We start from the raw sequence: 26,459 nt of genomic DNA, 5'->3' as shown, positions 1-26,459 counted from the left end.
GCCGGTTTCACCGGTCAGAAGTGTTGTTTCAGCCCTGAAAGCCGGCATAATGACGAAAAGAGTGGCAAAATGATGGATAAGGTCGACCAACGGATTCTCAGCCTTCTGGGGCAGGACGCGCGCATGTCCGTCGCCGTCATGGCGCGCAAGCTGGGTATGGCCCGGTCCACCCTGCAAACCCGGATCGAGCGGATGGAGCGCGACGACGTCATCGCGGGATATACCGTCCGTCTGGGCGATGCGGCCGCGCGCGGGCGGTTGCGCGCCACGATTCTTCTGACGCTTGAACCTCGCGCCCAGCCCGCCGTTCTGGCCCGGCTGAAAGCAACGCCGGAAGTCCAGAGCGCCCATACCACGTCGGGCCGGTTCGATCTGATGGTGCATGTCGCCGCCGACACGGCCAGCGCGCTTGACAAGGTGCTGGACATCATCGGGGAAACCGACGGGGTGAAATCCTCCGAAAGCCTGATCCACCTGTCCACCCGGATCGACCGAACCGTCTGAAGGGCTTGGCCTTGGGCCGGGCATTCGCTAGACCAACCCCCGATACCCGATGCGAAGGACACCCCGATGCCGATGGAAAAGACATTCGACGCCGCCGCGGCCGAGGCCCGCCTCTACGATGCGTGGGAAAAAGCCGGTTGTTTTACCGCCGGGGCCAACGCCTCGCGGGCTGAAACCTTCTGCATCATGATCCCGCCGCCCAACGTGACCGGGGCCCTGCATGTGGGACACGCCTTCAACAACACGTTGCAGGATATTCTTGTACGCTGGCACCGGATGCGCGGCTTTGACACGCTATGGCAACCGGGCCAGGACCACGCGGGGATCGCCACCCAGCTACAGGTGGAAAAGATGCTGGCCGCCCAGGGGCTTCCGGGCCGGCGCGACATGGGGCGTGCGGATTTTCTTGAAAAGGTCTGGGAATGGAAGGGCCGGTACGGCGGCACGATCGTCAATCAGCTCCGGCGGCTGGGCTGTTCGTGCGACTGGTCGCGCAACGCCTTCACCATGGCGGGCGCGCCGGGCGATCCGCGCACCGGGCACGAAAACTCCCCCGATTTTCACGATGCGGTCCTCAAGGTCTTCGTGAACATGTATGAGAAGGGCCTGATCTACCGTGGCAAACGGCTGGTCAACTGGGATCCGCGTTTCGAAACCGCGATCTCCGATCTCGAGGTGGAGAATATCGAGGTCGCGGGCCACATGTGGCATTTCAGGTACCCGCTGGCCGGGGGGCAGAGCTATACCTATGTCGAGAAGGACGAAGACGGTAACGTCCTTTTCGAGGAGGAGCGTGACTACATCTCCATCGCCACGACCCGGCCTGAAACCATGCTGGGGGATGGCGCTGTGGCGGTCCATCCCTCCGATGCGCGCTACGCGCCCATCGTCGGCAAGCTGTGCGAAATCCCCGTGGGTCCGAAAGAACACCGCCGCCTCATTCCCATTATCACCGATCCCTATCCGGACCCGGCCTTTGGCTCCGGCGCGGTGAAGATCACCGGGGCCCACGACTTCAACGACTACCAGGTGGCCAGGCGCGGCGGCATCCCGATGTACCGCCTGATGGACACCCGCGGCCGGATGCGCGACGACGGGCTGCCCTATGCCGAGGCCGCCGCGCGCGCGATGGAAATCTCGCGCGGGGGCACCTTCACCGAGGGAGAGATCGACGCGCTCAACCTCGTCCCCGATCATCTGCGCGGGCTGGACAGGTTCGACGCCCGCGAAAAGGTCGTGGAAGAAATCACCGCAGAGGGCCTGACCATGACGACCCGCGCGGACGATCCGCGCCTTGGAAAGGCCGCGCTGCCGGATGACAGCGAAGGCGCGGAGAAGGCCGTGCCGCTGGTCGAGGCCAAGCCGATCATGCAGCCTTTCGGGGACCGCTCCGGGGTCGTGATCGAACCGATGCTCACCGACCAGTGGTTCGTCGATGCGCAAAAGGTCGTCGGCCCGGCGCTGGACGCGGTGAAATCCGGCAAGGTGACGATCATCCCCGAGTCGGGAGAGAAGACCTATTACCACTGGCTGGAAAATATCGAACCGTGGTGCATCTCCCGCCAGCTTTGGTGGGGGCACCAGATCCCGGTGTGGTATGGGCTGGACCTTTCCGCCCCGGGATTCCGCGACGACGAGGGCGACGGTTCGATCGATCTGGTCGAGATGTTGCGCCTGCTGATCGGCGAAGGCATGGTCCAGACCGGCGAGGTGATGCATTGCGCCCATGATTTCGAGGCCGTGATGCCGGCCTTCCGCGAGGAACTGGCCGATACGCCGACACCGATCTCCGCCTCCCGGATCGTCGAGGTGCATGACCGCGCCGAGGCCATCCACACCCTCGCCGCCGCTCTGGCCGATTACACTGCCAGCCAGGACCCCACGCATCTCGTCTACCCCGTCTGGCGGGACCCTGACGTGCTGGACACATGGTTCTCGTCCGGGCTGTGGCCCATCGGGACGCTGGGCTGGCCGGAACAGACCGGGGAATTGAAGAAATACTTCCCCACCAACGTCCTGATCACCGGGTTCGACATCCTGTTTTTCTGGGTGGCCCGAATGATGATGATGCAGCTTGCCGTGGTGAAAGAGGTGCCTTTCCACACCGTGTACCTGCACCAGCTCGTGCGTGACGAAAAGGGCAAGAAAATGTCCAAGACCACGGGCAACGTGATCGACCCGCTGGAAATCATCGACGAATATGGTGCGGACGCCCTGCGCTTTACCGTCGCATCCATGGCGGCCATCGGCGGGGTGCTGAAGCTGAGCGTGGACAAGATCAAGGGCAACCGCAACTTCTCGACCAAACTGTGGAACGCCGCCCGCTTCGCCGAGATGAACGGCGTGTTCGAAGGCCACGCCCCCGACGGATCCGTGCCCCAGGCACAGGCCACCGTGAACCGTTGGATCATCGGGGAAACCGCCCGTCTGCGGGAAACCGTGGATGAGGCGCTGGCCACCTACCGCTTCAACGACGCGGCGCAGGCGCTTTATGCGTTTGTCTGGGGCAAGGTCTGCGACTGGTACGTGGAGTTCTCCAAACCGCTGCTGGCCTCCGACGACACCTCCATTGCAAAGGAAACCCGCGCCACCATGGCCTGGGTGCTCGACCAGTGCCTGATCCTGCTGCACCCGATCATGCCCTTCATCACCGAGGAACTCTGGGGCACGCTGGGCCAGCGCCAGAAGATGCTGGTGCACACGGACTGGCCCACCTACGGCACGGCGCTGATCGACGCCGGGGCCGACCGCGAGATGAACTGGGTCATCACCCTGATCGAGGAAATCCGTTCCGCCCGGGCGCAGATGGGGGTGCCGGCGGGGTTGCACATCCCGGTCCTGTTCACCGATCTCGACGAGTCCGGGCGCGACGCATGGGCGCGCTCGGAGACGCTGATCAAGCGACTCGCCCGCATCGACAGCCTGGCCGAATCCGCCACCCTGCCCAAGGGCGCCATCACCATCGCGGTGGAGGGCGGCACCTTCGGCCTGCCCCTGGCGGAGATCGTCGATGTCGCCGCGGAAAAGGCCCGGCTGGAAAAGACCCTGGCCCGGCTGGAAAAGGAACTGGGCGGCCTGCACGGGCGCCTCAACAACGCCAGGTTCCTTGAAAGCGCGCCCGAAGACATCGTTGAGGAAACCCGTGACCTTGCCGCGGTGAAGGCCGAAGAGGCCGGGAAACTGCGCGCCGCGCTGGCACGTCTGGCCGAAGTCGCCTGAGCGGTGCGCCATCTGAAAGGCGCGGGCTTCTCCCGCGCCTTTTTCCCGTCCGCCCTTGACACACCTTGCATGCGGCGCGAAAGAACCTGCCAACCATACCCGCAACCGGGCGTTCCGTGGGCGCCAAACCGACGAGGAGCCATTCATGGCCGAAATTTCCTTGACATTCCCCGATGGTACATCGCGCAGCTTTCCCGCCGGCGTCACCCCGGCCGAGGTGGCGGCAGGTATATCCGGCTCCCTGGCGAAAAAGGCCATTTCCGCGACGGTAAGCGGCACGCATTGGGATATGCAGTGGCCCATCACCGCGAATGCCTCCATCGCCATCCACACGATGAAGGATGACGCGCAGGCGCTGGAACTCATCCGCCACGATTGTGCCCACATCATGGCCCGCGCGGTACAGGAACTGTGGCCCGGCGTGAAGGTTACCATCGGCCCGGTCATCGAGAATGGCTTTTACTACGATTTCGACCGGGAGGAACCTTTCACCCCCGAAGACCTCGGCGCGATCGAGGCGAAGATGCGCGAGATCATCAACCTGCGTGACCCCGTCACCACCGAAATCTGGGACCGCGCCCGCGCCGTCAGGCATTACGAGGACACCAACGAACCCTACAAGGTGGAACTGGTCGGCATGATCCCCGAAGGACAGCCGATCCGCATGTACTGGCACGGCGACTGGCAGGATCTGTGCCGCGGGCCGCATTTCCAGACCACCGGCCAGGTCCCGGCCGACGCCTTCAAGCTGATGAAGGTGGCCGGGGCCTACTGGCGCGGAGAGTCCAGCCGCCCGATGCTTCAGCGGATTTATGGCGTCGCCTTCAGGACACGACAGGACCTGAAAGACCACCTGACCTTCCTCGAGGAGGCCGAAAAGCGGGACCATCGCCGCCTCGGCCGCGAGATGGACCTGTTCCACATGCAGGAAGAGGCCCCCGGACAGGTATTCTGGCACCCGAACGGCTGGAACATCTACACGGCTTTGCAAGATTACATGCGCCGCCAGCAAAATCGGAACGGTTATGTCGAGGTCAACACCCCCCAGGTGGTGGACCGTCGCCTGTGGGAAGCCTCCGGCCACTGGGAAAAATACCAGGAGCACATGTTCGTCGTCGAGGTCGATGAAGAACATGCGCGCGAAAAATCAATCAATGCGCTCAAACCGATGAACTGCCCCTGCCATGTCGAAATCTTCAAGCAGGGCCTCAAATCCTACCGGGAACTGCCCCTGCGCATGGCTGAGTTCGGTGCCTGCAACCGGTATGAGCCCTCCGGCGCACTACACGGCATCATGCGGGTGCGGGGGTTCACCCAGGACGACGCGCACATCTTTTGCCGCGAAGCGCATATCGAGGAAGAAACCCGCCGCTTCATCGAAATGCTGAGCGCCGTTTACAGGGACCTCGGGTTTGAAGAGTTCAAGGTCAAGTTCTCTGACCGGCCCGAAATGCGCGCCGGCAGCGATAACGTCTGGGACAAGGCGGAAACCGCCCTGAAAAACGCAACCGATGCAGCCGGGTACACTTACACCCTGAACCCCGGAGAAGGGGCGTTCTACGGGCCGAAGCTGGAATTCGTGCTGACCGACGCCATCGGGCGGGACTGGCAATGCGGGACGCTTCAGGTGGATTTCGTTCTGCCGGAACGCCTGGAAGCCGCCTATATCGCCGAAGACGGGGCCAAGCACCGTCCGGTCATGCTGCACCGCGCGATCCTTGGCAGTTTTGAACGTTTCATCGGCATCCTCATCGAGAATTTTGCCGGCAGGCTGCCCTTCTGGCTGGCACCGCGCCAGGTCGTCGTGGCCTCGATCGTGTCCGATGCGGATGCGTATGTGCATGAAGTCACCGCCGCATTGAAAGCCGCCGGCGTGCGGGCAGAAGCCGACACCCGAAACGAGAAAATCAACTACAAGGTCCGGGAACATTCTGTCGGAAAGGTGCCGGTGATTCTGGCCATCGGCCAGAAAGAGGTCGAAAACCGCACGGTTTCCGTCCGCCGCCTCGGACAAAAGCAGACCGAAGTGATGGATCTGGACACGCTGGTGACCGGCTTGCGGGCAGAGGCCACCCCCCCGGATTTGCGCTGATGCGTAAGAGTTTCTGAAACATTCAGGGGTCTCAGAAGGGTATGAACCTGGCAAGAAACCTTCCCCCTCAGGAAGGTTTCTCTTTTTTGCACAATCGGTTACGGACACGCTGCGAAAAGATTATAATTATTACAATTCGTCACAGCCCCGTGCAACACCACCCTGTGACTGGCAGTTGAACGCCTCCCCCGGCTTTTCTGTGATTGTTGAAAACACAACAGGGAGCTTCAACATGACGACCCATTCCAAGACGCTCGCCCTTGCCGGGGCCGTTGCCGCCGCCCTGGCAACCCACGGGACCGCACAGGCGGAAACACAGGAAAAATGCTTCGGCGTTGCACTGGCCGGAGAAAACGACTGCGCGGCCGGGCCGGGCACCACCTGCGCCGGTACGTCGACCGTCGACTACCAAGGCAACGCGTGGAAGCTTGTGCCGGCGGGAACCTGCGAAACCATGGAACTGCCCGAGGGCCGCATGGGCGCGCTTGAAGCGCTTGACCGCGACCTCCCCGCCTGAGCCGTCTCCCCGGCCTTCGGGCCGGGGATGTCCCCTGGGAGGACCCGATGTTTGATCAACCTTTCAACAGTTTGCCCGCCCGTGCGGGCGTCGGTTTCAAACCGCAGCATTTCAACAGCCTGATGGAGACCCCCGGCCCTGTCGGCTGGTTGGAAATCCACGCCGAAAATTACATGGGCGACGGCGGCCGCCCGCTTGCGCAGTTGCGGGCACTGGCCGAACGTTTTCCCATTTCCGTCCACGGGGTCGGCCTGTCCATCGGTGGAGACGGGCCTCTGGACAAGGATCACCTTGCGCGGCTGGCTCATCTTGTCGACTGGTTGCGCCCCGCCGGTTTCTCCGAGCACCTGGCATGGTCCACCCATGACAGCCATTTTCTGAACGATCTCCTGCCACTGCCGTATACACATGCCACGCTGGCCCGCGTCGCGTCCCATATCGACGAGGTACAGGAGACATTGGGCCGCACAATGCTGCTGGAAAACCCCTCAACCTACCTGCGCTTTGCCGAAAGCGAAATGCCGGAAACGGAATTCCTGGCCGAGATCAGCCGCCGCACCGGCTGTGGGTTGCTTCTGGATGTGAACAATGTCTTCGTTTCCGCCACCAACCAGCAGATCGACCCCCGCACGTATATCGACACGTTCCCCGTCGATGTCGTGGGGGAAATCCACCTCGGCGGGCACGACGCCGACCAAGACGAACACGGCGCCCCTGTTCTGATCGACAGCCACGGCACCCCGGTGGCCGACCCGGTCTGGGCACTTTACACCCACGCCCTGACCCGCACCGGCCCCTGCCCGACCCTGATCGAATGGGATACGGACATCCCAGACTGGCCCGTACTGTCCGCCGAGGCCGCCCGCGCGGCAGCCCGGCTGCAACAGGCCACCCCATGAGCCACGCATTCACGCTGGCGCTCCTGGATCCGAAGCGCCCGGTTCCACCCGGCCTGACGGACCCGCAAGGCCGACCGGCCGGAAAGCGGTTCGATATCTACCGCAATAACATCATCAGCAGCCTCGTCCGCGCCCTGGAAACCGGTTTTCCCGTGGTCCGGGCCCTGGTCGGGGAGGAATTCTTCGCAGCCATGGCGGCCGAGTTCGCCCGCGCGCATCCACCGCGTTCCCCCCGCCTGATGTTTTATGGCGCGCAACTGCCCGGTTTTCTGGAGCGCTTCCCCCCGGTGCAGGGCCTGCCCTACCTGCCCGACGTCGCCCGGCTGGAGCTTGCCCTGAGGGAGAGTTACCACGCCGCAGACACCGAGCCGATACGCCCCGAAGCTCTGGCGGCAATCCCGGCACAAAACCTTCCAACCGCGATCCTGCGGCTGGCGCCCTCAGTACGGGTGTTGCGCGCGGGATGGCCTGTCTTGCGCATCTGGAAAGCCCATCAGGACCAGACGGACATTTCCGACGCCACGCATGATGTTCTGATCTGCCGCCCGTTATTCGACCCGGTTCCACAGGCCCTGCCGCCGGGTGGGGCGGCCTTCGTCGCGACCCTTCTGGAGGGCGCCCCCCTCGGGGCTGCGGTCTTGGCCGGCGAGGCCGAGGCGCCCCGCTTCACCCCCGCCCCGGTTCTTTCCCGGTTACTGGCCGGACATGCCCTGATCTCTGTGGAGCCTGCGCCGTGAAACACCTGATAACCCTGCACGATACCGCCTTCGACACCCTTGAACCGCTGGCAACGCCGATCCTCGCCTCGCTCGCCCGGCTGGCGTTTGTCGCAACGCTGCTGGTCTATTACTGGGCATCGGCAATGACCAAGCTGGGGGACGGGTTGTTCCAACCCGCCCTGGGGGCCTATGCCCAGATCTTCCCCCGCAAGATGGAGGCGGTGGGCTACGACATCACCCAGTTGAATGCCGGCCATACGCTGGTGGTGATGGTCGGGACATGGGCCGAATTTGTACTCCCGCTTCTGCTGCTTCTGGGTCTGGCAACACGGCTGGCAGCGCTGGGAATGATCGGCTTCGTGGTGGTGCAAACATGGACGGATGTGTTCGGGCATGGGGCTCTCGGCCAGCCGGAAACCCTTGGTGCGTGGTTCGACCGCATCCCTGACAGCCCTGTCCTTGACCAGCGGCTTTTGTGGCTCGTGGTATTGGGCATACTTGTCCTGAAAGGGGGCGGGCCGTTTTCCGTGGATGCGCTGCTGCGCCGTCAGGCCGCATCCGGTTGAGTCGCCAGGATCGCCAGCAAGCCACCCAGCGCAGCCATCGCGATGGGGAACATCGTGAATACATTGAACCCAAAGCCCCAATACATGCCCGCCGCCGAGAAGAACAGCAAAACGCCGGCCGGCACATTGCGCGCCCGCGCCATGGCCCCCCCGGCAATCGCAAGGATCGGAGAAACAAGCGCCACGGCACGGATCAGTTGCGGGTTATCGACCTGGGGCAGGGCATCGCCCATTTCGCCAAACTCATCGAGGACGACCGTATAGCCATAGCTGAAAAGCCCACGATCAAGCCGATCATTCCGGCGATCACCCCAAGGGTAAGGGCTGCGTTGCGCATAAGGAACCTCCTGCCGGGTTATTTGGACGCCTGAATCCTGTCAAGCAATGCCGCCTGAACATCCTGCCCCCAGCCAAGGTAGACCAGGCCCCGATGTTCGATCACCGGACGCTTCATCAGCGTCGGACAGGCCGCCAAAAGGTCCACCGGGTTCGATGACCGCATGGCTTCGTCGATCTCCCGCCATGTGGTGGAGCGCCGGTTGACAAGCCGATCCCCGAACACCTGGTAAAAGCGCGCCAGATCGCCACGGCTTACACCGTCGTCGCGAACATCAATAATGCGCATCTGGTAATGGGGGGACAGGGATTTCCTTGCTTTTCTGCATGTATCGCAAGACTTTAGGCCAAAGAAGCGCATTGTCCCCCTGCATGTAATTTTTCAAATGACAAAAGAGTATACACAGCTTTCACTTGCTTTTTATCTGATTCGGTCCCCATGGTCGATTTCGTGACGCCTACGACCATGACGACCGCTCCTCCTTCAGGAGCAGCCGGAAGACTTGGAAGATCTGGCTGTGACCTGACCTGCCGCAATTCCGCGGGTAGGCAACTTAAAGGAGTAGCGGATATGCCCACCGGCACCGTAAAATGGTTCAACACCACCAAAGGTTTTGGTTTCATCGCGCCTGATGATGGCGGCAAAGACGTGTTCGTGCACATCTCGGCCGTTGAGCGCGCCGGGCTGACCGGCTTGGCCGACAATCAGAAAGTTTCCTTCGAGATGATCGAAGGCCGCGACGGTCGCAAATCGGCCGGCGACCTGCAGGCGCTCTGATCCCTGCTGCCCCCTGCGCACGGCGCAGGGGGCTTTGCGCTTACCCGTTCAAAAGCGCCTCGAACTCTCGCCATTCCCCCTTCGACATGCCGGAATTTTCCTGCGTGACGGTTTCGCCGTTCACCATCCGGCGGATACAGGCCATTCCGGTGGCAGACAGGGCCACACCCCCCAACCTGTAATCCTCGAACGCCTTATAGGCCAGCGGCACCCAGTCGGCCACGACCCGGCAGATGGTTTCCGCATAGACGCGGATTTCGTATTGCGCGTGCATATCCGCGCGCAAGCGGAGGAAATGGAACAGGTTGTGCAGATCGACCTTCCAGTACCACTGGGTGTAGATATTGGCTGGCAGATTCATCCGCGCCAGCTCCCGCGCGAGGCCTTTCTGGCCGTCCTGGCTGAGCATTGCCTCGTAATTGTCATAACAGCGCGCGGCATCGCCTTTCAGCACCTCAAGCACGCGCGCGGCCTCTTCGCCCTCCAGAAGCGCACCCCGCCCCTGGTTGTTGACCGTCGATTGCGCCGCAAGCGCATCCGGCGCGGGAATATAGAACTCCCGATCGAGGATCGAGTAGCGCGCGGAGTATTCGTTGACATTGGCGGTACGGTGACGAATCCACTGACGCGCCACGAAAACCGGCAGTTTGACGTGAAACTTGACCTCGCACATCTCGAACGGGGTCGAATGCCAGTGGCGCATCAGGTACCGGATCAGCCCCTCATCATTGCTGACCGACCTGGTCCCCTTGCCATAGCTGACCCGCGCCGCCTGACAAATCGCAGCATCGTCGCCCATATAATCGATGACCCGGACAAAACCATGGTCCAGGACTTCGTGGGCGGTGTAAAGCTGCGCCTCCATCCCGTTGGCAACGGTGCGCCGGGTGGATGCGATGGTGGCGCGCTGGGCTTCGATCTCGGCACGCTGTTCCGGCGACAGGCTCATCGGGTATCCTTCCTGTTGAGTTCGCCTCGAAATACCCCGCGCGGGCCGCTTCGCCAACCCTCTCGTCGTCTTGCCATTCCATGCTACACCGGGAAAAAGGAGAAAGCACAATGCAGATCAAATATCTTCACACAATGGTTCGGGTGAAAGACCTGGAGAAATCCATTGCCTTTTACGAACTGCTCGGCCTGAGACAAACCCGCCGGATGGACAGTGAGGCCGGACGCTTCAGTTTGATTTTCATGGCCCCTCCCAGGCAAGAGGATTGCCCCATTGAACTGACCTGGAACTGGGACGGGGACGACGCCCTGCCCTCGGACAGCCGCCACTTCGGGCACCTGGCCTATGCCGTCGAAGACATCTACGCAATGTGCCAGCACCTGATGAACAACGGTGTCACGATCAACCGTCCTCCCCGTGACGGGCGGATGGCTTTTGTGCGCAGCCCCGACAACATCTCCGTCGAACTCCTGCAAATGGGCGAGGCCATGTCCCCGGCCGAACCCTGGGCCAGCATGGAAAACACAGGCCATTGGTGAGGCTTCTGTCGCTGATGGCCCTGCTGCCCGCCCCGGCAGAGGCTGCATGTCGCCTGGCGCTGCTTCTGGCGCTTGACGTTTCATCCTCTGTCGATGGGCGGGAGGACGCCCTCCAGCGCGCCGGCCTTGCCCGGGCCCTGACAACCCCAAGGGTGGAGCGCGCGTTCCTGGCTGTGCCGGGAACCCCCGTCGCGCTGTCGGTGTACGAATGGAGCGGACGATACCAGCAGCATACGATACTGGACTGGACCCTTGTCGACAGTCCGGCCGCGCTGCGTGCAGCGGCGGCGAAGGTGGCCCATTCCTCCCGCCGGGCAGAGGACTTTCCAACCGCGATGGGCTATGCCATCGGCCACGCCGCGCAAATTTTTGACCGCGCGCCGGATTGCCTGTTCCGCACGCTCGATATCTCCGGCGACGGGATCACAAATGACGGTTTCCCCCCTGCGCTGGCTTATGCGCATTTCCCGCTGGAAAACACCACCGTAAACGGGCTGGCCATCGGCGTCGGAGAAAACGGCGCCGCCCTTCTGGGCTATTTCCAAGATCAGGTCATCAAGGGGCCGGGGGCCTTCGTGGAACAGGCGCGCGATTACAACGACTTTGCAAATGCGATGCAGCGCAAATTGCTGCGGGAACTGGTGCCGCCCGTTCTGGGCTGGATCGGCGACCGGGCGATTCCCTAGTAGATATAACGGATCTGTTCCCCCCAGAACCGTTCGACCCGGCGCAACCCGGCAACCAGCGTATCCTGCGTATCCCGATCCAGGACAGGCCGGGTCCGCAGCCCGTCGGCATGGCGGGCGAAGAGTTCCCCAATCGCCCGATGGACGGCGCGCCCCTTCTCCGTCAGGCGCACACGCACCGCGCGCCGGTCCACTTCGCATCTCTGGTGGTGCATGTACCCCGCGTCCACCAGTTTCTTGAGATTGTACGACACATTCGAGCCCTGATAATAACCACGGGATTTCAACTCCCCCGCGGTGACTTCCTTGTCAGCAATGTGGAACAGCATCAGCGCCTGGACCGGATTGAGATCAATTACACCCAGACGCTCGAACTCATCCTTGATGACATCCAGCAACAGGCGGTGAAGCCGTTCGATCAGTGAAACGGTTTCAAGGTGCCCCGCCAGAAAATCGGGGGAGGGTTGCCTTGGGACCGGGCTGTAGGCGTTCATCGGAACCTCCGCGTTGTGTGCCAGTACGGGATAGCGCGGAAGTTCCGAAAATTGTCTTAAAGCAGTCCTTTACAGGCAGGTCAGGCGGGAATGGTCTCTGGTTTCCGACCGGGCATCCGGCCTGTTTTTTCCATCTCCACATGCCAGGACAGGGCTTCCTCCAGAATATGGGGGGTATGTCCGCCGCGCAACTCGGCCCGGCGATAGTACTCCAGCAGCCCGTCACGGTAGCTGTTGTGAACACAGTTGGAAATGATCGTGTGCGCCCGCTCACGCGGGGCGAGGCCGCGCAGATCCGCCAGCCCGACCTCGGTCACAAGGATGTCCACGTCATGTTCGGAGTGGTCCACATGCGAAACCATCGGCACCACACTGGAAACATCCCCGCCCTTGGCCAGCGACTTCGTGACGAAAATCGACAGGTAGCTGTTGCGCGCAAAATCGCCCGAACCGCCAATACCGTTCATCATCCGTGTGCCCGCGACATGGGTGGAATTTACGTTGCCGTAAATGTCGAATTCCAGCGCCGTGTTGATGGCGATGATCCCCAGCCGGCGCACGACTTCCGGATGGTTGGAGATTTCCTGCGGGCGCAGGATCAGCTTGTGCTTGTAATCGCCCAGCCGTTCCAGAACCCGGTGATAGCGATTTTCCGACAGTGTCAGGGACGACCCGGAGGCAAAATTCAGCTTGCCCGCGTCGAACAGATCGAAGGTCGAGTCCTGCAAAACCTCGGAATACATTTTCAGATCGTGAAACGGGCTGTCGAGAAACCCGTGCATCACCGCGTTGGCAATGGTGCCGATCCCCGCCTGAAGGGGTTGCAGGCTTTGGCCCAGGCGGCCCTTGCGGACTTCGCCCAGAAGAAACTCGTTCAGGTGGCCGGCAATCTGGCGGGTCCCGTCGTCCGGGTCGTGGATCGTGGAGGTACTGTCCTTCTTCTCGGTAATCACGATCGCGGCGATCTTTTCGGGCGGGACAGGAATGAAGGGCATACCGACGCGGCTTTCTGGCGTGACGACGGGAATCGGCAGGCGCGTCGGGCGGTGGGTGGGAATATAGATGTCATGCAGCCCCTCCAGCGCGGCAGGCTGGCTGAGGTTGATCTCCACGATCACCTTTTGCGCCAGAATCGCGAAACTGGCCGAGTTGCCGACCGATGTGGTGGGCACGATGCCGCCACTCTCGGTGATCGCGACGGCTTCCACCACGGCAATGTCGACAGGCGGCAACTGGTCGGTCCGCAACATCTCGACCGTTTCGGACAGGTGCTGGTCGATGAACATCACCTCCCCCGCGTTGATGGCGCGGCGCAAACCCGGATCGGCCTGAAACGGCATGCGGCGTGCCAGGACGCGGGCCTCGGCCAGGGTCTTGTCCAGGTCGTTGCCCAAAGAGGCCCCGGTGAGCAACGTAATCTTGAGCGGTTCTGCCCTCGCCCGCTCGGCCAGCGCCAGGGGCACGGCCTTGGCCTCTCCCGCACGGGTAAAACCGCTCATGCCAACCGTCATGCCGTCCCTGATCATGGCTGCGGCTTCCTCCGCGCTGCTCACCCGGTTTCTCAGGGCGCTGTTACGGACGCGCGACTCGTAGGCCGTCATGCAGGTCTCCTTCCGTGGCTGGCGAAATTTTCAGCACAGGATACCGGCCTGATCACGGAAAAGACCAGTGCAGAACAAGGACTTGCGCTGCGGCGCAGAATAAAGTTGCGCCACCTGGTATCGTGCCGGAAATTATATGTTTTTCAGGAATTCGCACGCCTTGCGCCACGGGCGGAAGCTGGCATTTGCATTCAGCGCATGGCGGTTATTCCCCTGCATTTTCGGGCTTGCGTCCGTTCAGCGCACACCGGCATGAGCCGCAACCTGCGCAACCAGAGCGGAAAACCGGGCCGGGGCCGGACACTGGCCTGTAACCCACTGGTAAAGATCCTGGTCGTTCTCCTCCATCAGCGCATCCAGAAGGTCGAGCGTGGCGGCATCCATCCCGCCCAGGCGGTCATCGATGAAACGGCCCAGAATCAGGTCCATTTCCTTGGTCCCACGATGCCAGGCCCGCATCCGCATCCGCTTGAGACGCACTTCACGCGATTCTCCGTTCATTCCCCGTGCTCCTTCAACGCGTGGCGCAGGCGCTTTTCCAATACCCCAAGGCGGTCTGCCAGTTGTCCGATCTCGGACTTGACCTGGCGGATATCCGAAAGGGTTTCGCGCAGATCGGGGCTCAGCACAACCTCTTCGGCGGGGCCGTCCAGTCCCTCCCCCCGACCGCTGAGCAGCCACATGATCGAAACGTTCATCACCCCGGCCAGCGTCTGGAGCCGGTTGGCACGCGGTTCGCTGAGATCTTCTTCCCAATTGCGAATGGTCTTCAGCTTGACGCCGAGGCGTTTGGCCAGTTCACTTTGGGTCATGCCGACCGCCTCACGCGCCCCGGCGAGACGGTCGCCGAAAGTTGCGGTATCGTTGGAATACCAGCCGCCACCGGCGGAGATGTCTTCGCTCATCGGTCGGGCCTTTCCGGCAAAGCCGCTTGATCGGGTCACGGACCCACCCTAGAAGATGGCGAAACCACTTTCAAACCGGAGACGACCATGTCCTTTCTGTCTGCGACACTCGCGCGTGTAAAACCCTCGCCCACCATCGCGGTGACGACAAAGGCGCGCGAACTGAAGGCCGCCGGCAAGGATGTGATTGGCCTTGGCGCCGGGGAGCCCGACTTCGACACGCCCGCCAACATCAAGGCCGCCGCCAAAGCCGCCATCGACCGGGGCGAAACCAAGTATACCGCCGTGGACGGCCTGCCGGAACTGAAGCAGGCCATCTGCGACAAATTCAGGCGTGACAACGCGCTGGTCTACACCCCGGCGCAGGTCACCGTGGGCGCGGGCGGCAAGCAGACGCTTTACAATGCGCTGATGGCGACCCTGAACCCCGGAGACGAGGTCATCGTCCCCGCCCCCTACTGGGTCAGTTATCCCGACATGGTGTTGTTGGCCGGCGGAACGCCCGTGATCGTCGAGGCCGGGATGGAAAGCGGCTTCAAACTCACGGCCGAGGCGCTGGAGGGTGCGATCACGCCGAAAACCAAATGGTTCATCTTCAACTCGCCCTCCAACCCGACCGGGGCGGGCTACACCCGGACCGAACTGAAGGCCCTGACCGATGTGCTGATGCGTCACCCCCATGTCTGGGTGATGTCCGACGACATGTATGAACAACTCACCTACGGCGATTTCGAGTTCTGCACCCCCGCCGAGGTGGAGCCTGGCCTCTATGACCGCACGCTGACCTGCAACGGAGTCTCGAAGGCCTATGCCATGACCGGCTGGCGCATCGGCTACGCCGCCGGGCCGGTGGACCTGATCAAGGCGATGGGAAAGATCCAGTCGCAAAGCACGTCGAACCCCTGCTCTGTCGCGCAGTGGGCGGCCCTCGAAGCCCTGACCGGCCCGCAGGATTTCATCGCCGCCAACAACGCCACCTTCCGGCGCCGCCGTGACATGGTGGTGGAGATGCTCAACGCCGCCAGGGGCATCACCTGCCCGGTCCCCGAAGGGGCGTTCTACGTCTACCCGTCCATCGCCGGGTGCATCGGAAAGACCTCCGAAGGCGGAACGAAGATCACCGATGACGAGGCCTTCGCCACCGCACTTCTGGAGGAAAAAGGCGTTGCCGTCGTGTTCGGCGCGGCCTTCGGCCTGTCGCCCAACTTCCGGGTCAGCTACGCAACCTCGGACGAGGCGCTGAAGGAGGCCTGCACCCGTATTCAGGCCTTTTGCGCGGGGCTGAAGTAAACGTCATGAGCGCCGGCCTCCCGAAATATTTTTTCCGGGTGCGGGAGAACGGGGCCCAGGTTTTCCGTGTCAACGCGGAAAACCGCCACCTCAGGCTGGACCTCGAACCGCTGGCCAATGTTAATATCCGCAACGGTGAGATCAAACCACAGGGCGGACGCAAGCTGACGAAAGCCGACGAGGCCGAGATCGGGAAATGGATGGATGCGCGGCTCACCCAGATCGAGTCGCGCACCCTCGATGATATCCTCCGAACGATCGATCACCTGAACACCATCGCCCATTGGGCGCAAAGCCGCGCCACCGAAGCCGAACTGGAAGCTTTGACCGACACGCTGTTGCTGGCCATGCATGACCTGCGCACGGTTTTGGTCCGCAAACGCGCCGCGCAGGCGGAAAAGGACGCCGACAAAGGCTGATCAGAGATGGCGCACGCTGCGCAGCCAGAACCGCGACATCATGAAGACACCGGCCAGCGCCAGACCGCAGGCCAGCCCCAGCCAGACACCGACCCCACCCCATCCCAGGCCAAAGCCCAGAGCATAACTTGAAGGGGCACCAACCAGCCAGTAACTGATCGCGGCGATCGCCAACGGTACACGCGTGTCCTGCACCCCGCGCAACAGGCCCAGCGCAATCACCTGCGCGGCATCGGCGAACTGGAACAGTGCCGCCGCCGCCAGCATCCCGGTGCCCGCGGCGATCAGGGCGGCGCGCTGGGGCTCATCCGCATCGAGGAACAGCCCGATCAGCGAACCGGGCAGAGTCAGAAACAAAACGACCGCCGCCAGCGCCATCGCCATCGACACCGCCGTTACGACCTGCGCACCCCGGCGCAAATCCTGTTCAGAGCCCCGGCCCAGCGCCCGCCCGGCACGGATCGTCGCCACATTCGACAATCCCACATGCACCATGAACGTGGCCGAAGAAATCTGCAACGCAATCCCGTGCGCGGCCAGCGGCACCGCCCCAAGCCAGCCCATCATCACCGAAGATGCCGCGAATAACCCGACCTCGGCCAGATTGGTCAACCCGATCGGCCAGCCCAGACGGAACACGCGAAAGAAAGCCTCCCAATCCGGGCGCCAGAGCCGCTGGAACAACGCGTGTTCCGGGGTCGCAACCCTGGCGTAAACCACCAGCCCCGCCATTGAGACCAGGTGGACCGCGATCGAGGATATCGCCGCCCCGCGAATGCCCATTTCCGGGAAGCCCAGCCGCCCGAAGATCAGCGCGTAATTGCCCAGCACGTTGAGAGCCACCGCACCCAGCGTCACCCACAGGACAATGCGGGTGCGTTCCAGCGCGGCGAAGTAGCTTTTCAGCACCATCACCACCAGCGCGGGCAACATGCCAAAGCCAAGGATACCAAGGTAATCCTGCGCCAGCGCGGCGATATGGGGCTCCTGCCCGCCCATAAGAAGCAGCGATTCCGCCAACAGGAAAACCGGCAAGGTCACAATCGCAAACCCCGCCGAAATCCACACCCCCATGCGGGTGACGCGACGCACCTGCGCCTCTTCACCTCCGGCGGCGGCAGTGGCCACCATGGGCATCACCGCCCAGGCAAACCCCGACCCCATGATGAAAAAAATGAAAAACAGCGCCCCGCCCAGAACCTCGGCGGCCAACGCCTCCACATCGTACCGGCCCAGCATCAGCGCATCGGTTGCCGTGATGGCGAATTGGGCCAGGTGGCTGCCGATCAACGGCAGCCCCAGCACAAGAATGGCGCGCAGATGCTGCGCCGGGGTCAGAGGCGTCTCCGAAGCAGGCATGCGCCCCGCTTAGCCCGACGCCCCCGGCGGGGCAAGAGCCTTCAGCCGCCCTCTTTTTCCCTCGTTTTGCGCAAGTCCGGATGCAGGGAGTTCCCGAGGATATGATCCGACTTGTGGATCACATGTTCGGCCCGGCCAACGATCAGCGGATCCGGCGCATGGGCGATTTTCAGGTCCTTGCCCGGATAGTCCAGCGAGTTCAGAAAATGCAGCATGCAATTCAACCGCGCGCGTTTCTTGTCGTTGGACTTGATGATCGTCCAGGGCGCATCGGCAGTGTCGGTGTAGAAGAACATCGCCTCCTTCGCCTCGGTATAGTCATCCCACTTGTCCAGGCTGGCCTTGTCGACCGGGCTCAGCTTCCAACGCTTGAGCGGGTCGGTCTCACGGCTTGAAAAGCGGCGGTGCTGCTCATCCTGCGTGACGGAAAACCAGTACTTGTACAGGCGAATGCCCGAACGCACCAGCATCCGCTCCAGTTCGGGCGTCTGGCGCATGAATTCCAGATATTCACTTGGGGTGCAAAACCCCATCACGCGCTCCACCCCGGCGCGGTTGTACCAGGACCGGTCGTAAAACACCATCTCACCCGCGGTTGGCAGATGTTCGATGTAACGCTGGAAAAACCACTCCCCCTTTTCCTTTTCGGAGGGCTTGTTCAGGGCGACAATACGCGCCTCCCGCGGGTTGAGATGCTCCATGTATCGCTTGATCGTGCCCCCCTTGCCAGCGGCATCACGCCCTTCGAACAAAAGCACGATCTTTTGCCCCGTTTCGGCCACCCATTTCTGAACCTTGAGAAGTTCGGCCTGCAACTTGGCCTTCTGGGCCTCATAGGAACGGCGGGAAAGCTTCTTGTCATAGGGGTATTCGCCACTCTCGAACGCATGCGCGATACTGACCGGATCAGGTGCCCAGCGCGGAGGCGCATCGACCGTTGCGGGGGTCGCCTGCCCATTGGGTTTCGGGGTCTTGGGGGAAGAGGTCGGCTTGACGGGGGGGGTCGAAGGAAGCTCGGCCATGGGCACTCCTTTCACTGGAAATTTACTAATTCTAACATTTGGATGGCATTCCGTCATTGAGCGATGTCAAATCATTGCAAACGCCGCGACCCAGATCCCTGCCCGCCAAACATGCGAAGCCGGCGACACGTTCGCGCAAAATTGCACCCGGCAGGGATTATCCCCTCCCCCTGATGGCCGCCCACTATATCCTGCCGCCCGCATCCAGGCCGCACCGGCTGGACGACAAACGCATTGGCCACCCGTACGCCCATTAGCAGGATTTCACGCCGATCCCCTGTACGCCCCCGTGAAACCGATTGCCCCGGCGGGCGGCACCTGCTCTAATACGTCGCACCAAAAATCAAGAAACGAGCAGCCATGCCCGCCGACGACCTGCTTTCAGGGGCCTCGCTCCCCGAGTCCTACGATGCCTCCTCGATCGAGGTTCTCGAGGGGTTGGAACCCGTGCGCAAACGCCCCGGCATGTATATCGGCGGGACGGACGAACGGGCGCTGCATCATCTTGTGGCAGAGGTACTCGACAACGCGATGGACGAAGCCGTCGCGGGCCATGCCTCCCGCATCGAGGTGGAACTGCATGCGGATTACGCCGTCACCATCCGCGACAACGGGCGCGGCATCCCCATTGACCCCCACCCCAAATACCCCGGCAAGTCGGCGCTGGAGGTGATCTTGTGCACCCTGCACGCCGGCGGGAAATTTTCGGGCAAGGCTTACGAGACATCGGGTGGCCTGCACGGGGTGGGCGTTTCGGTGGTCAACGCACTTTCGGACCGTCTTCGGGTGGAGGTCGCCCGGAACCGCACGCTTTACGCGCAGGAGTTTTCGCGCGGGCTGCCACAAGGCCCGGTACAGGAGATCGGGGCCGCCCCTAACCGCCGGGGCACGACGGTCACCTTCCACGCCGACCCGGACATCTTCGGCAAGCACCGCTTCAAGCCCGCGCGGATGTTCAAGATGGTACGGTCCAAGGCCTACCTGTTCTCAGGGGTGGAAATCCGCTGGAAATCGGTCGTGGATGACGGAGAAACACCGCAGGACGCCACATTCCATTTTCCCGGCGGGCTTTCGGACTTTCTGACCGAGACCCTTGGCAAGGCCGCCACCTATGCTGAAAAGCCCTTCGCCGGGCGCGTAAGTTTTCAGGACAAGTTCGCCCGGCCCGGCAGCGTGGAATGGGCTATCAACTGGACCCCGTCGCGCGACGGCTTCATCCATTCCTACTGCAACACCATTCCCACGCCCGAAGGCGGCACCCACGAGGCGGGCTTCTGGGCCGCCATCCTGAAAGGGATCCGCACCTACGGCGAACTGGTGAACAACCGCAAAGCCGGCAACATCACCCGCGAAGACCTGATCGCCGGGGGGTGTGCGCTGGTCAGTTGCTTCATCCGGGAGCCCGAATTCGTCGGCCAGACCAAGGACCGTCTCGCCACGAGCGAAGCGGCCCGCATGGTCGAAGGCGCAGTCCGCGATCATTTCGACAACTGGCTGGCATCGGATACGAAATCCGCGGGCGCGATCCTCGATTTTCTTGTCCTCAGGGCCGAGGAACGCCTGCGCCGACGGGCCGAAAAGGAAACCCAGCGCAAATCCGCCACCAAGCGGTTACGCCTGCCCGGCAAGCTGGTGGATTGTTCCGCCAGCAGCCGCAACGGAACAGAGCTGTTCATCGTCGAGGGTGACAGCGCCGGCGGCAGCGCCAAGATGGCGCGGGACAGGCGGACACAGGCCCTCCTGCCACTGCGTGGAAAAATTCTCAACGTTCTGGGCGCAGCCTCTTCGAAACTGGGCAGCAATACCGAAATCAACGATCTCACGCAGGCCCTCGGGACCGGGCTGGGAACACGCTTCAACATCGAGGATCTGCGCTATGAAAAAATCATCATCATGACGGACGCAGATGTGGACGGCGCCCATATCGCCAGCCTGCTGATGACGTTTTTCTTCACCCAGATGCGCCCGTTGATCGATCAGGGGCACCTTTATCTTGCCTGCCCACCGCTTTTCCGCCTCACACAGGGCGCCAGACGGGTTTACGCGCAGGACGAGGCGGAAAAACAGACATGGCTGAAAAAGGGTCTTGGCGGCAAAGGCAAAATCGACGTCAGCCGCTTCAAGGGCCTGGGCGAGATGGATGCCAAGGACCTGAAGGAAACCACAATGGATCCGGTCAGCCGCAAGCTCATCCGCGTCACGATCGACGAGGACACGCCCGGCGAAACCGCCGACCTGGTTGAACGCCTGATGGGGAAAAAGCCCGAGACACGGTTCCAGTATATTCAGGAAAACGCCCGTTTCGTAGAGGAACTGGACATCTAGCCCTGAAGCTGCTCCAGGTAACGCGCCAGCGCCAACAGGCGCGCGGGCGTGGGGGTCATCACACCCGGCTCTGTCTCGACCAGAACGGTATCCCCTTCCAGAAGCGGCCAGAATGCCGGCATCGAGCCCCTGTCGCGCGCCCCCTTGGTGTAACCGTCGATCGTGGCCATGACCTCTGTCATCGGGAACACGCCGCCATTCCGCGCGGCAATGGTGGTCAGGTCCGCCGGCACAGGCGAAAGGCCTGCCGCGGCGGGGCCGTCTCCGCGCCCGGTCGGGCCGTGACATCCCGCGCACAGATCCGCATAAAGCGCCCGCCCCGTTTGCGGGCTGTCGGGCGCACAACCCGCGAGCGCCAATACCCCGAAAATAGCTGCCAAATACCGCATATCCTGCCCCTATTCAGCTTAACCTGAAGCATCATCGCATAATTTGCTTCCCTGCGCAGCCAATCTTCTTGACGTCAGGGAGGCTTGAGGAAATGCTGCGCCTATGTCGGCCGAGAACATCCCCCTGCCGCTAGTCCTTGAGGCGAGCGAAGAACTTACCGACCTGCAAAACCGCCGGAAGGCCGTCGCCGCGTTCACCGCTGAAAGCGTGCTCGCCGCCCATGAACGATCGGCCGTTTACGCAGGCCTCTACGATGGTCAGCCCGCGATCCTGAAGCTTTTCCGCGGCCCGAACTTCAAGAAGAAGGCCCGCCGCCAGAAACAGGAGATGGAGCGCCTCGCAACCTTCATGTCAACGGGCCGCTACCGCACACCGGAACTGCTCGATGCGTGGGTCAATCTCGGCATTACCGTCACCACCCGGATCGAGGGCAAAACCCTGGCCCAGGCTCTCATCCGGGCCTCCCTTGGGGAGCGCGATCACCTCATCGCCGAAGCGGGGCACTGGCTGTCCCGGCTTGCCGGGCCGACGCTCTTTCGTGACACCTTCGCCGGAAAATTCTGGCTGTCGCGCAAACGCAACGACCTGCCGCGCATCCAGTATCCGCCTGACATGGTGCTGGCACGCGCACTTCTGGCCCGTCTGGAGGCCCTGATTCCCGATGTGCGGGGGCATAGCGTCACCAAGGCCGAAATCCACGGGGATTTTTCCCCGCCAAACCTCATCCTGACGGAAACGGCACTTTATGGGGTGGATATCCAGTCTGTTGCGCCGCAACCTCTGGTCCGCGATATCGCGCGGTTCCTGCTGTACCTTCATATCGTTATCCCGCAGCGCGACAGCGGGTTGAAATTCGGGGTTTCAGAGCGCGACATCGACGTCATGCTGGGCACCGTGGCCCTGCCCGAAAACGAACGGCAAACCCTGCTGCCCTTCTTCATCGGGCTGGAAATGGTCGACAAACTGGCACGCCTGCGCCCCGACCATGTACGGGCCGCCGCCCTGCGCGGGGCGATCAACCGCTATCTCGAAACGGTCTGATCCAGCCGCCCGCCTTCAAGCCGCAGCACCCGGTCCATCCGGGCGGCAAGGTCGGGGTTATGCGTCGCGATCAGCGCCGCCAGCCCCGTTTCCCGCACCAGCGTCATCAGCGCCGCAAACACAGTGTCGGATGTTTCCGGATCGAGGTTCCCGGTGGGTTCGTCGGCCAGCAACAGGCGCGGGCGGTTCGCCAGCGCCCGGCAAAAGGCCACGCGCTGCTGCTCCCCCCCCGACAGCGCGGCGGGGCGGTGATCTGCCCGCGCCCCGATCCCGACGGCTTCCAGCAATTCCCGGGCGCGGGCCTCGGCGGCGGCAGATGTTTGCCCCGCCGCCAGTTGTGGCAGCGCAATGTTTTCCAACGCCGTGAACTCGGGCAAGAGATGATGAAACTGGTAAACGAACCCGACATCGGCACACCGCACCGCGGTGCGGCGACGATCGGACTGACGGGCCATGTCCTGCCCGGAGATCCAGACTTCGCCATTGTCCGGGGTATCCAGCAGCCCGGAAATGTGCAACAGCGTCGACTTTCCCGCCCCCGAAGGCGCGACCAGCGCCACGGCTTCGCCGGGCGCGATTTCCAGAGAAGCGCCGCGCAAAACGACCACCTCGTTCGGATTCCCGTGATTGTAGCTTTTGGCGATGTCGCGCAAGGCCAGCACCGGATCACTCATAGCGCAACGCCTCCACCGGGTTCAGGCGTGCCGCCCGCCGTGCGGGAAAAATCGTGACGATGAACGAAAGCCCCAGTGACAAACCAACCGCCGCGATGACATCGCGCGCCTGCAGCCTGGCCGGAAGTTCGTAGATCCCGCGAATCGAAGGGTCCCACACACCGCCGCCGGAAATGTAGTTCACCGCCGAGAAAATCGGATCGATATAAACAACGAAAAGGCATCCCAGAACCACGCCCGCGACGGTACCCAGCACCCCCACCGCCGCACCGCAGATAAAGAAGATTCGCAGGACAGACCCCTCGCTGAGCCCCATGGTGCGGAGAATGCCGATATCGCGGCCCTTGTTCTTTACAAGCATGATCAGCCCGGAAACGATGTTCATCGCCGCGATCAGGACGAGGATCGACAGGATAATGAACATCACGTTGTCCTCAATATCCAGCGCGCGCAGGAAACTGCCCGAAGCATCCCGCCACGTCCACAAAAGCGCGTTGTCCCCTGCGGCCTCCAACAGCGCCGGCGCGAGCGCATCCACATCCTCCGGCGCGGCAACCATGACCTCGATCTCGTCGGCCGCACCTTCGCGGTTGAAATAGCTCTGTGCCTCGGTGAAAGGCAGATAGGCGCGTGTCCGGTCGATGTCATAGCGCCCGGCGGTAAAGACATAGACGATCTCATAGGCGTTCACCCGCGGGCTGGTGCCGAATGGGGTTTTCACCCCATCGGGCGAAATCAGCTTGATCCGGTCCCCGATGCCCACCCGCAACTCCCGCGCGATGCCGGAACCAATGGCGATCCCCTCCCGGAAGCGCGCGATATCGCCCCATGCCTCCTCGGGGGCGGCGATGCGGGGGATGGTCATCAGATCTGCCTGCGAGAGGCCGAAAATCTCGACCCCCGCGTTGACACCATTTGCAGTGGCCATGACCTGCCCCCGGACCAACGGCGCGGCGCGGGTAACTTCGGGCAGCCCGGCAAGGCGGGCGGCCATGTTCTCATAGTCGGCGATCAGGCGTGACGACACCCCGGTTTCACTGTCATAGGTGGAGTTGTAAACCGTGACATGGGCATTCGCGCCAAGGATGGTGTCTACGAATTCAGCACGAAAGCCAGCGCGCACGGCCATTGTGGCAATCAGCGCGAAGACCGCAAGCGTGATGCCGACAAGGCTGATCCAGGTCATCACGCTGACACCGCCTTCGGCACGGCGCGCTCGCAGATAGCGCCAGGCGATTGTCCATTCGAAAGAGGCAAAGGGGGCTGTCACGGAGTCTCCTGCGCAAGTTGCGGGCGCAAGGTGTGGACTTTCGTACCCGCCGTCAAGCCACCTTGCACGGTTTCTCCGAAAGGCGCCGTCTGCGAAAGGTTGACGCCGGCGACCCTGCTCTCGCATCATGGAGAAAAGCCAAGACAGGGTCGCGGCCCGCCAGCGCCACACGGAACGGAGGACGGCGCAGGCATATTTTCCCATTAAGCTGGAGTTTTCCCATGCCCAATGCCCCGAAACCGGTGCACTTTGCTGCCATCTCTTATGCGAAGGAGGTCGCCTGCGGCACGCTTTCAAGGCGCGAATTCCTGACCCGCGCAACATCGCTGGGCGTGGGGGTGGCCGCGGCGTACGGGCTGCTTGGCCTGCCCGCCCCGGCACGCGCGGCGACCGCCCGGGCCGGCGGTACGTTGCGCATCCAGCAAGAGGTCATGGCCCTGAAAGACCCCCGCACCTACGACTGGCCGCAAATGTCCAACGTCACGCGGGGATGGCTGGAATACCTCGTGGAATATAACCGCGACGGCACCATCGCCCCGATGCTGCTGGAAAGCTGGAACATCAACGCCGATGCGACCGAATATGTGCTGAACCTGCGCAAGGGGGTAAGCTGGAACGATGGCACGCCGTTCACCGCGCAGGACGTGGCCTTCAACATCGTCCGCTGGTGCGAAAAAGGGGTGGAGGGCAATTCGATGGCCAGCCGCATGACACCCCTGATCGACCCCGAAAGCGGAACCGCGCGCGAAGACGCCATTGCCGTGGTCGACGAACACACCGTACGGCTGAGGCTCGCGGCGCCCGACATCACGCTGATCGCGGGGTTTTCCGATTACCCGGCCGCCATCGTGCCGCAAGGCTTCACCGGCGACCCGCTGGAAAACCCCATCGGCACCGGGCCTTACCTGCCTGCGGATTACCAGGTTGGCGTCCGCGCGGTGCTGGAAAAAAATACCGGCCATGCCTGGTGGGGTCAGGGGGCCTATCTGGACCGGATCGAGTTTCTCGACTACGGCTCCGACATGGCCACCGCAGTGTCCGCCGCCGATGCGGGAGAGGTGGATATGCTCTATGAAAGTCTTGGCGAATTCATAGAGGTTCTGGACGCCATCGGTTGGGAACGCTCGCAGACCGTCACGGCCGCAACGGTCCTGACCCGCACCCACCAGCCAGCCCGGATCGACGGCCAGACCCCCTACGCCGATGCCCGCGTGCGTCGGGCGCTGGCGATGGCGGTCGACAATGCCGTATGCTTGGAGCTGGGCTACGCAGGACGTGGGCATGTGGCCGAAAACCATCATGTCTGCCCCATCCACCCCGAATATGCCGAGATGCCCGCACCGACCTTCGACCCCACGGCGGCCCATGCCCTGATGGAAGACGCCGGGATGCTCGATTTCGAGCATGAACTGGTCTCCATCGACGATACCTGGCGGCGCGCCACGACAGACGCGGTGGCGGCACAATTGCGCGATGCGGGGTTCAGGGTGAAACGCACGATCATCCCCGGCGCGACCTTCTGGAACGACTGGACGAAATATCCCTTTTCCACCACCGACTGGGCGCATCGCCCGCTGGGGGTACAGGTGCTGGCACTGGCCTACCGCTCAGGCGAGACATGGAACGAAACCGGGTTTTCCAACGCGGAGTTCGATAAAACCCTGACCCGCGCGATGGCGATCGCCGATGCGGACGAACGCCGGATCCTGATGGCACGGCTTCAGCAGATCCTGCGTGACGAGGGTGTCATCATCCAACCCTACTGGCGGTCGACCTACCGCCACCATGTCCCGGGCCTGGTGGGGGCCGAACAGCACCCCACCTTCGAAATGCACCTTTACAAGATCGGCTGGGCAGCCTGAGGC

Annotated in this window: 26 protein-coding genes and 1 pseudogene; 15 read left to right on the top strand and 12 right to left on the bottom strand. The window is 62.6% G+C overall.

Features of this window, described 5'->3' with window-relative positions; genetic code table 11:
- The first annotated feature begins 72 nt into the window (after window positions 1-72).
- The 7 genes from C8N32_RS00520 (at window position 73) to C8N32_RS00490 (ending at window position 8,516) form a co-directional block, all read left to right on the top strand.
- Window positions 73-504, top strand: coding sequence for an Lrp/AsnC family transcriptional regulator (locus C8N32_RS00520; RefSeq protein WP_107890758.1), 432 nt, complete (start codon window positions 73-75; stop codon window positions 502-504).
- A 66-nt stretch (window positions 505-570) separates the two neighbouring features.
- Window positions 571-3,723, top strand: a complete 3,153-nt coding sequence (locus tag C8N32_RS00515) for a valine--tRNA ligase (protein WP_107890515.1) — start codon at window positions 571-573, stop codon at window positions 3,721-3,723.
- A 145-nt stretch (window positions 3,724-3,868) separates the two neighbouring features.
- Window positions 3,869-5,815 (top strand): threonine--tRNA ligase, encoded by a 1,947-nt coding sequence (gene thrS, locus C8N32_RS00510; protein WP_107890514.1) that lies wholly within the window; start codon window positions 3,869-3,871, stop codon window positions 5,813-5,815.
- 232 nt (window positions 5,816-6,047) lie between these two features.
- A complete protein-coding gene (locus C8N32_RS00505; protein ID WP_107890513.1) occupies window positions 6,048-6,332 on the top strand; it encodes a BufA1 family periplasmic bufferin-type metallophore in 285 nt (94 codons plus the stop codon).
- A gap of 47 nt (window positions 6,333-6,379) precedes the next feature.
- Complete coding sequence (gene bufB, locus C8N32_RS00500) at window positions 6,380-7,231, top strand: MNIO family bufferin maturase (protein ID WP_107890512.1); 852 nt, start codon at window positions 6,380-6,382, stop codon at window positions 7,229-7,231.
- Window positions 7,228-7,968, top strand: coding sequence for an HvfC/BufC N-terminal domain-containing protein (locus C8N32_RS00495; protein ID WP_107890511.1), 741 nt, complete (start codon window positions 7,228-7,230; stop codon window positions 7,966-7,968). The genes bufB and C8N32_RS00495 overlap by 4 nt, the downstream gene beginning before the upstream one ends.
- Window positions 7,965-8,516 carry a DoxX family membrane protein gene (locus C8N32_RS00490; RefSeq protein ID WP_107890510.1) on the top strand — a complete coding sequence of 184 codons (552 nt, stop codon included), beginning with the start codon at window positions 7,965-7,967 and terminating at the stop codon, window positions 8,514-8,516. The genes C8N32_RS00495 and C8N32_RS00490 overlap by 4 nt, the downstream gene beginning before the upstream one ends.
- On the opposite strand, the pseudogene C8N32_RS00485 reads toward C8N32_RS00490, so the two are convergent.
- Together C8N32_RS00485 and C8N32_RS00480 are read right to left on the bottom strand one after the other, a co-directional pair.
- Window positions 8,498-8,853: pseudogene (locus tag C8N32_RS00485) on the bottom strand (hypothetical protein). The gene C8N32_RS00490 and the pseudogene C8N32_RS00485 sit on opposite strands and share 19 nt — an antisense overlap.
- An 18-nt stretch (window positions 8,854-8,871) precedes the next feature.
- The gene (locus C8N32_RS00480) at window positions 8,872-9,213 is read right to left on the bottom strand and encodes an arsenate reductase family protein (protein WP_107890509.1); all 342 of its coding nucleotides are present in this window, start codon (window positions 9,211-9,213) and stop codon (window positions 8,872-8,874) included.
- 210 nt (window positions 9,214-9,423) lie between these two features.
- Here C8N32_RS00480 and C8N32_RS00475 point away from each other — a divergent pair, with 210 nt between their 5' ends.
- On the top strand, window positions 9,424-9,630 hold the full coding sequence (locus C8N32_RS00475; protein ID WP_107890508.1) for a cold-shock protein: 207 nt from the start codon (window positions 9,424-9,426) through the stop codon (window positions 9,628-9,630).
- Window positions 9,631-9,670: 40 nt separating this feature from the next.
- Here C8N32_RS00475 and thyX read toward each other — a convergent pair whose 3' ends face one another.
- A complete protein-coding gene (gene thyX, locus C8N32_RS00470) occupies window positions 9,671-10,579 on the bottom strand; it encodes an FAD-dependent thymidylate synthase (RefSeq protein WP_107890507.1) in 909 nt (302 codons plus the stop codon).
- A 110-nt stretch (window positions 10,580-10,689) separates the two neighbouring features.
- Here thyX and C8N32_RS00465 point away from each other — a divergent pair, with 110 nt between their 5' ends.
- Complete coding sequence (locus C8N32_RS00465) at window positions 10,690-11,118, top strand: VOC family protein (protein ID WP_107890506.1); 429 nt, start codon at window positions 10,690-10,692, stop codon at window positions 11,116-11,118.
- A 14-nt stretch (window positions 11,119-11,132) separates the two neighbouring features.
- Window positions 11,133-11,804, top strand: coding sequence for a DUF1194 domain-containing protein (locus C8N32_RS00460; RefSeq protein ID WP_201132431.1), 672 nt, complete (start codon window positions 11,133-11,135; stop codon window positions 11,802-11,804).
- Here the strand turns inward: C8N32_RS00460 and C8N32_RS00455 are convergent.
- The 4 genes from C8N32_RS00455 to C8N32_RS00440 form a co-directional block, all read right to left on the bottom strand.
- The gene (locus tag C8N32_RS00455; RefSeq protein WP_107890504.1) at window positions 11,801-12,298 is read right to left on the bottom strand and encodes a MarR family winged helix-turn-helix transcriptional regulator; all 498 of its coding nucleotides are present in this window, start codon (window positions 12,296-12,298) and stop codon (window positions 11,801-11,803) included. The genes C8N32_RS00460 and C8N32_RS00455 overlap by 4 nt on opposite strands.
- 80 nt (window positions 12,299-12,378) lie before the next feature.
- Window positions 12,379-13,899 (bottom strand): succinyl-CoA:acetate CoA-transferase ScpC, encoded by a 1,521-nt coding sequence (locus tag C8N32_RS00450; protein ID WP_107890503.1) that lies wholly within the window; start codon window positions 13,897-13,899, stop codon window positions 12,379-12,381.
- A gap of 237 nt (window positions 13,900-14,136) precedes the next feature.
- Window positions 14,137-14,400, bottom strand: coding sequence for a succinate dehydrogenase assembly factor 2 (locus C8N32_RS00445; RefSeq protein ID WP_107890502.1), 264 nt, complete (start codon window positions 14,398-14,400; stop codon window positions 14,137-14,139).
- Window positions 14,397-14,804 carry a helix-turn-helix domain-containing protein gene (locus tag C8N32_RS00440; RefSeq protein ID WP_107890501.1) on the bottom strand — a complete coding sequence of 136 codons (408 nt, stop codon included), beginning with the start codon at window positions 14,802-14,804 and terminating at the stop codon, window positions 14,397-14,399. Before C8N32_RS00440 ends, C8N32_RS00445 begins: the two co-directional genes overlap by 4 nt.
- An 87-nt stretch (window positions 14,805-14,891) precedes the next feature.
- Between C8N32_RS00440 and C8N32_RS00435 the strand changes: the two genes are divergently transcribed.
- Together C8N32_RS00435 and C8N32_RS00430 are read left to right on the top strand one after the other, a co-directional pair.
- The gene (locus C8N32_RS00435) at window positions 14,892-16,094 is read left to right on the top strand and encodes a pyridoxal phosphate-dependent aminotransferase (RefSeq protein ID WP_107890500.1); all 1,203 of its coding nucleotides are present in this window, start codon (window positions 14,892-14,894) and stop codon (window positions 16,092-16,094) included.
- A gap of 5 nt (window positions 16,095-16,099) precedes the next feature.
- A complete protein-coding gene (locus C8N32_RS00430) occupies window positions 16,100-16,513 on the top strand; it encodes a hypothetical protein (RefSeq protein WP_107890499.1) in 414 nt (137 codons plus the stop codon).
- Here the strand turns inward: C8N32_RS00430 and C8N32_RS00425 are convergent, their stop codons facing one another.
- Window positions 16,514-17,872 (bottom strand): MATE family efflux transporter, encoded by a 1,359-nt coding sequence (locus C8N32_RS00425; protein ID WP_107890498.1) that lies wholly within the window; start codon window positions 17,870-17,872, stop codon window positions 16,514-16,516.
- A gap of 41 nt (window positions 17,873-17,913) precedes the next feature.
- Complete coding sequence (gene ppk2, locus C8N32_RS00420) at window positions 17,914-18,894, bottom strand: polyphosphate kinase 2 (RefSeq protein ID WP_107890497.1); 981 nt, start codon at window positions 18,892-18,894, stop codon at window positions 17,914-17,916.
- 360 nt (window positions 18,895-19,254) lie between these two features.
- Here ppk2 and parE point away from each other — a divergent pair, with 360 nt between their 5' ends.
- Window positions 19,255-21,219, top strand: coding sequence for a DNA topoisomerase IV subunit B (parE, locus tag C8N32_RS00415; protein WP_107890496.1), 1,965 nt, complete (start codon window positions 19,255-19,257; stop codon window positions 21,217-21,219).
- Here the strand turns inward: parE and C8N32_RS00410 are convergent.
- Window positions 21,216-21,608: a c-type cytochrome gene (locus C8N32_RS00410; RefSeq protein WP_107890495.1), complete on the bottom strand. Its 393-nt coding sequence runs from the start codon at window positions 21,606-21,608 to the stop codon at window positions 21,216-21,218. The genes parE and C8N32_RS00410 overlap by 4 nt on opposite strands.
- 103 nt (window positions 21,609-21,711) lie before the next feature.
- On the opposite strand from C8N32_RS00410, the gene C8N32_RS00405 reads away from it, so the two are divergent.
- Complete coding sequence (locus tag C8N32_RS00405) at window positions 21,712-22,650, top strand: phosphotransferase (RefSeq protein ID WP_107890494.1); 939 nt, start codon at window positions 21,712-21,714, stop codon at window positions 22,648-22,650.
- Here C8N32_RS00405 and C8N32_RS00400 read toward each other — a convergent pair.
- Together C8N32_RS00400 and C8N32_RS00395 are read right to left on the bottom strand one after the other, a co-directional pair.
- Entirely contained in the window at window positions 22,632-23,324 is a 693-nt protein-coding gene (locus C8N32_RS00400; protein WP_107890493.1) for an ABC transporter ATP-binding protein, read from the bottom strand. The two genes, C8N32_RS00405 and C8N32_RS00400, sit on opposite strands and share 19 nt — an antisense overlap.
- The gene (locus tag C8N32_RS00395; RefSeq protein ID WP_244905880.1) at window positions 23,317-24,594 is read right to left on the bottom strand and encodes a lipoprotein-releasing ABC transporter permease subunit; all 1,278 of its coding nucleotides are present in this window, start codon (window positions 24,592-24,594) and stop codon (window positions 23,317-23,319) included. Before C8N32_RS00395 ends, C8N32_RS00400 begins: the two co-directional genes overlap by 8 nt.
- Before the next feature lie 221 nt (window positions 24,595-24,815).
- Between C8N32_RS00395 and C8N32_RS00390 the strand changes: the two genes are divergently transcribed.
- Window positions 24,816-26,456, top strand: a complete 1,641-nt coding sequence (locus C8N32_RS00390; RefSeq protein ID WP_107890492.1) for an ABC transporter substrate-binding protein — start codon at window positions 24,816-24,818, stop codon at window positions 26,454-26,456.
- Window positions 26,457-26,459 lie beyond the last annotated feature (3 nt).

The sequence above is a fragment of the Rhodovulum imhoffii genome (genome assembly GCF_003046545.1).
Taxonomy (GTDB): Bacteria; Pseudomonadota; Alphaproteobacteria; order Rhodobacterales; family Rhodobacteraceae; genus Rhodovulum; species Rhodovulum imhoffii.
Note: the sequence above shows the minus strand (reverse complement) of the source record. Positions and strands in the feature narration are given on the sequence as shown.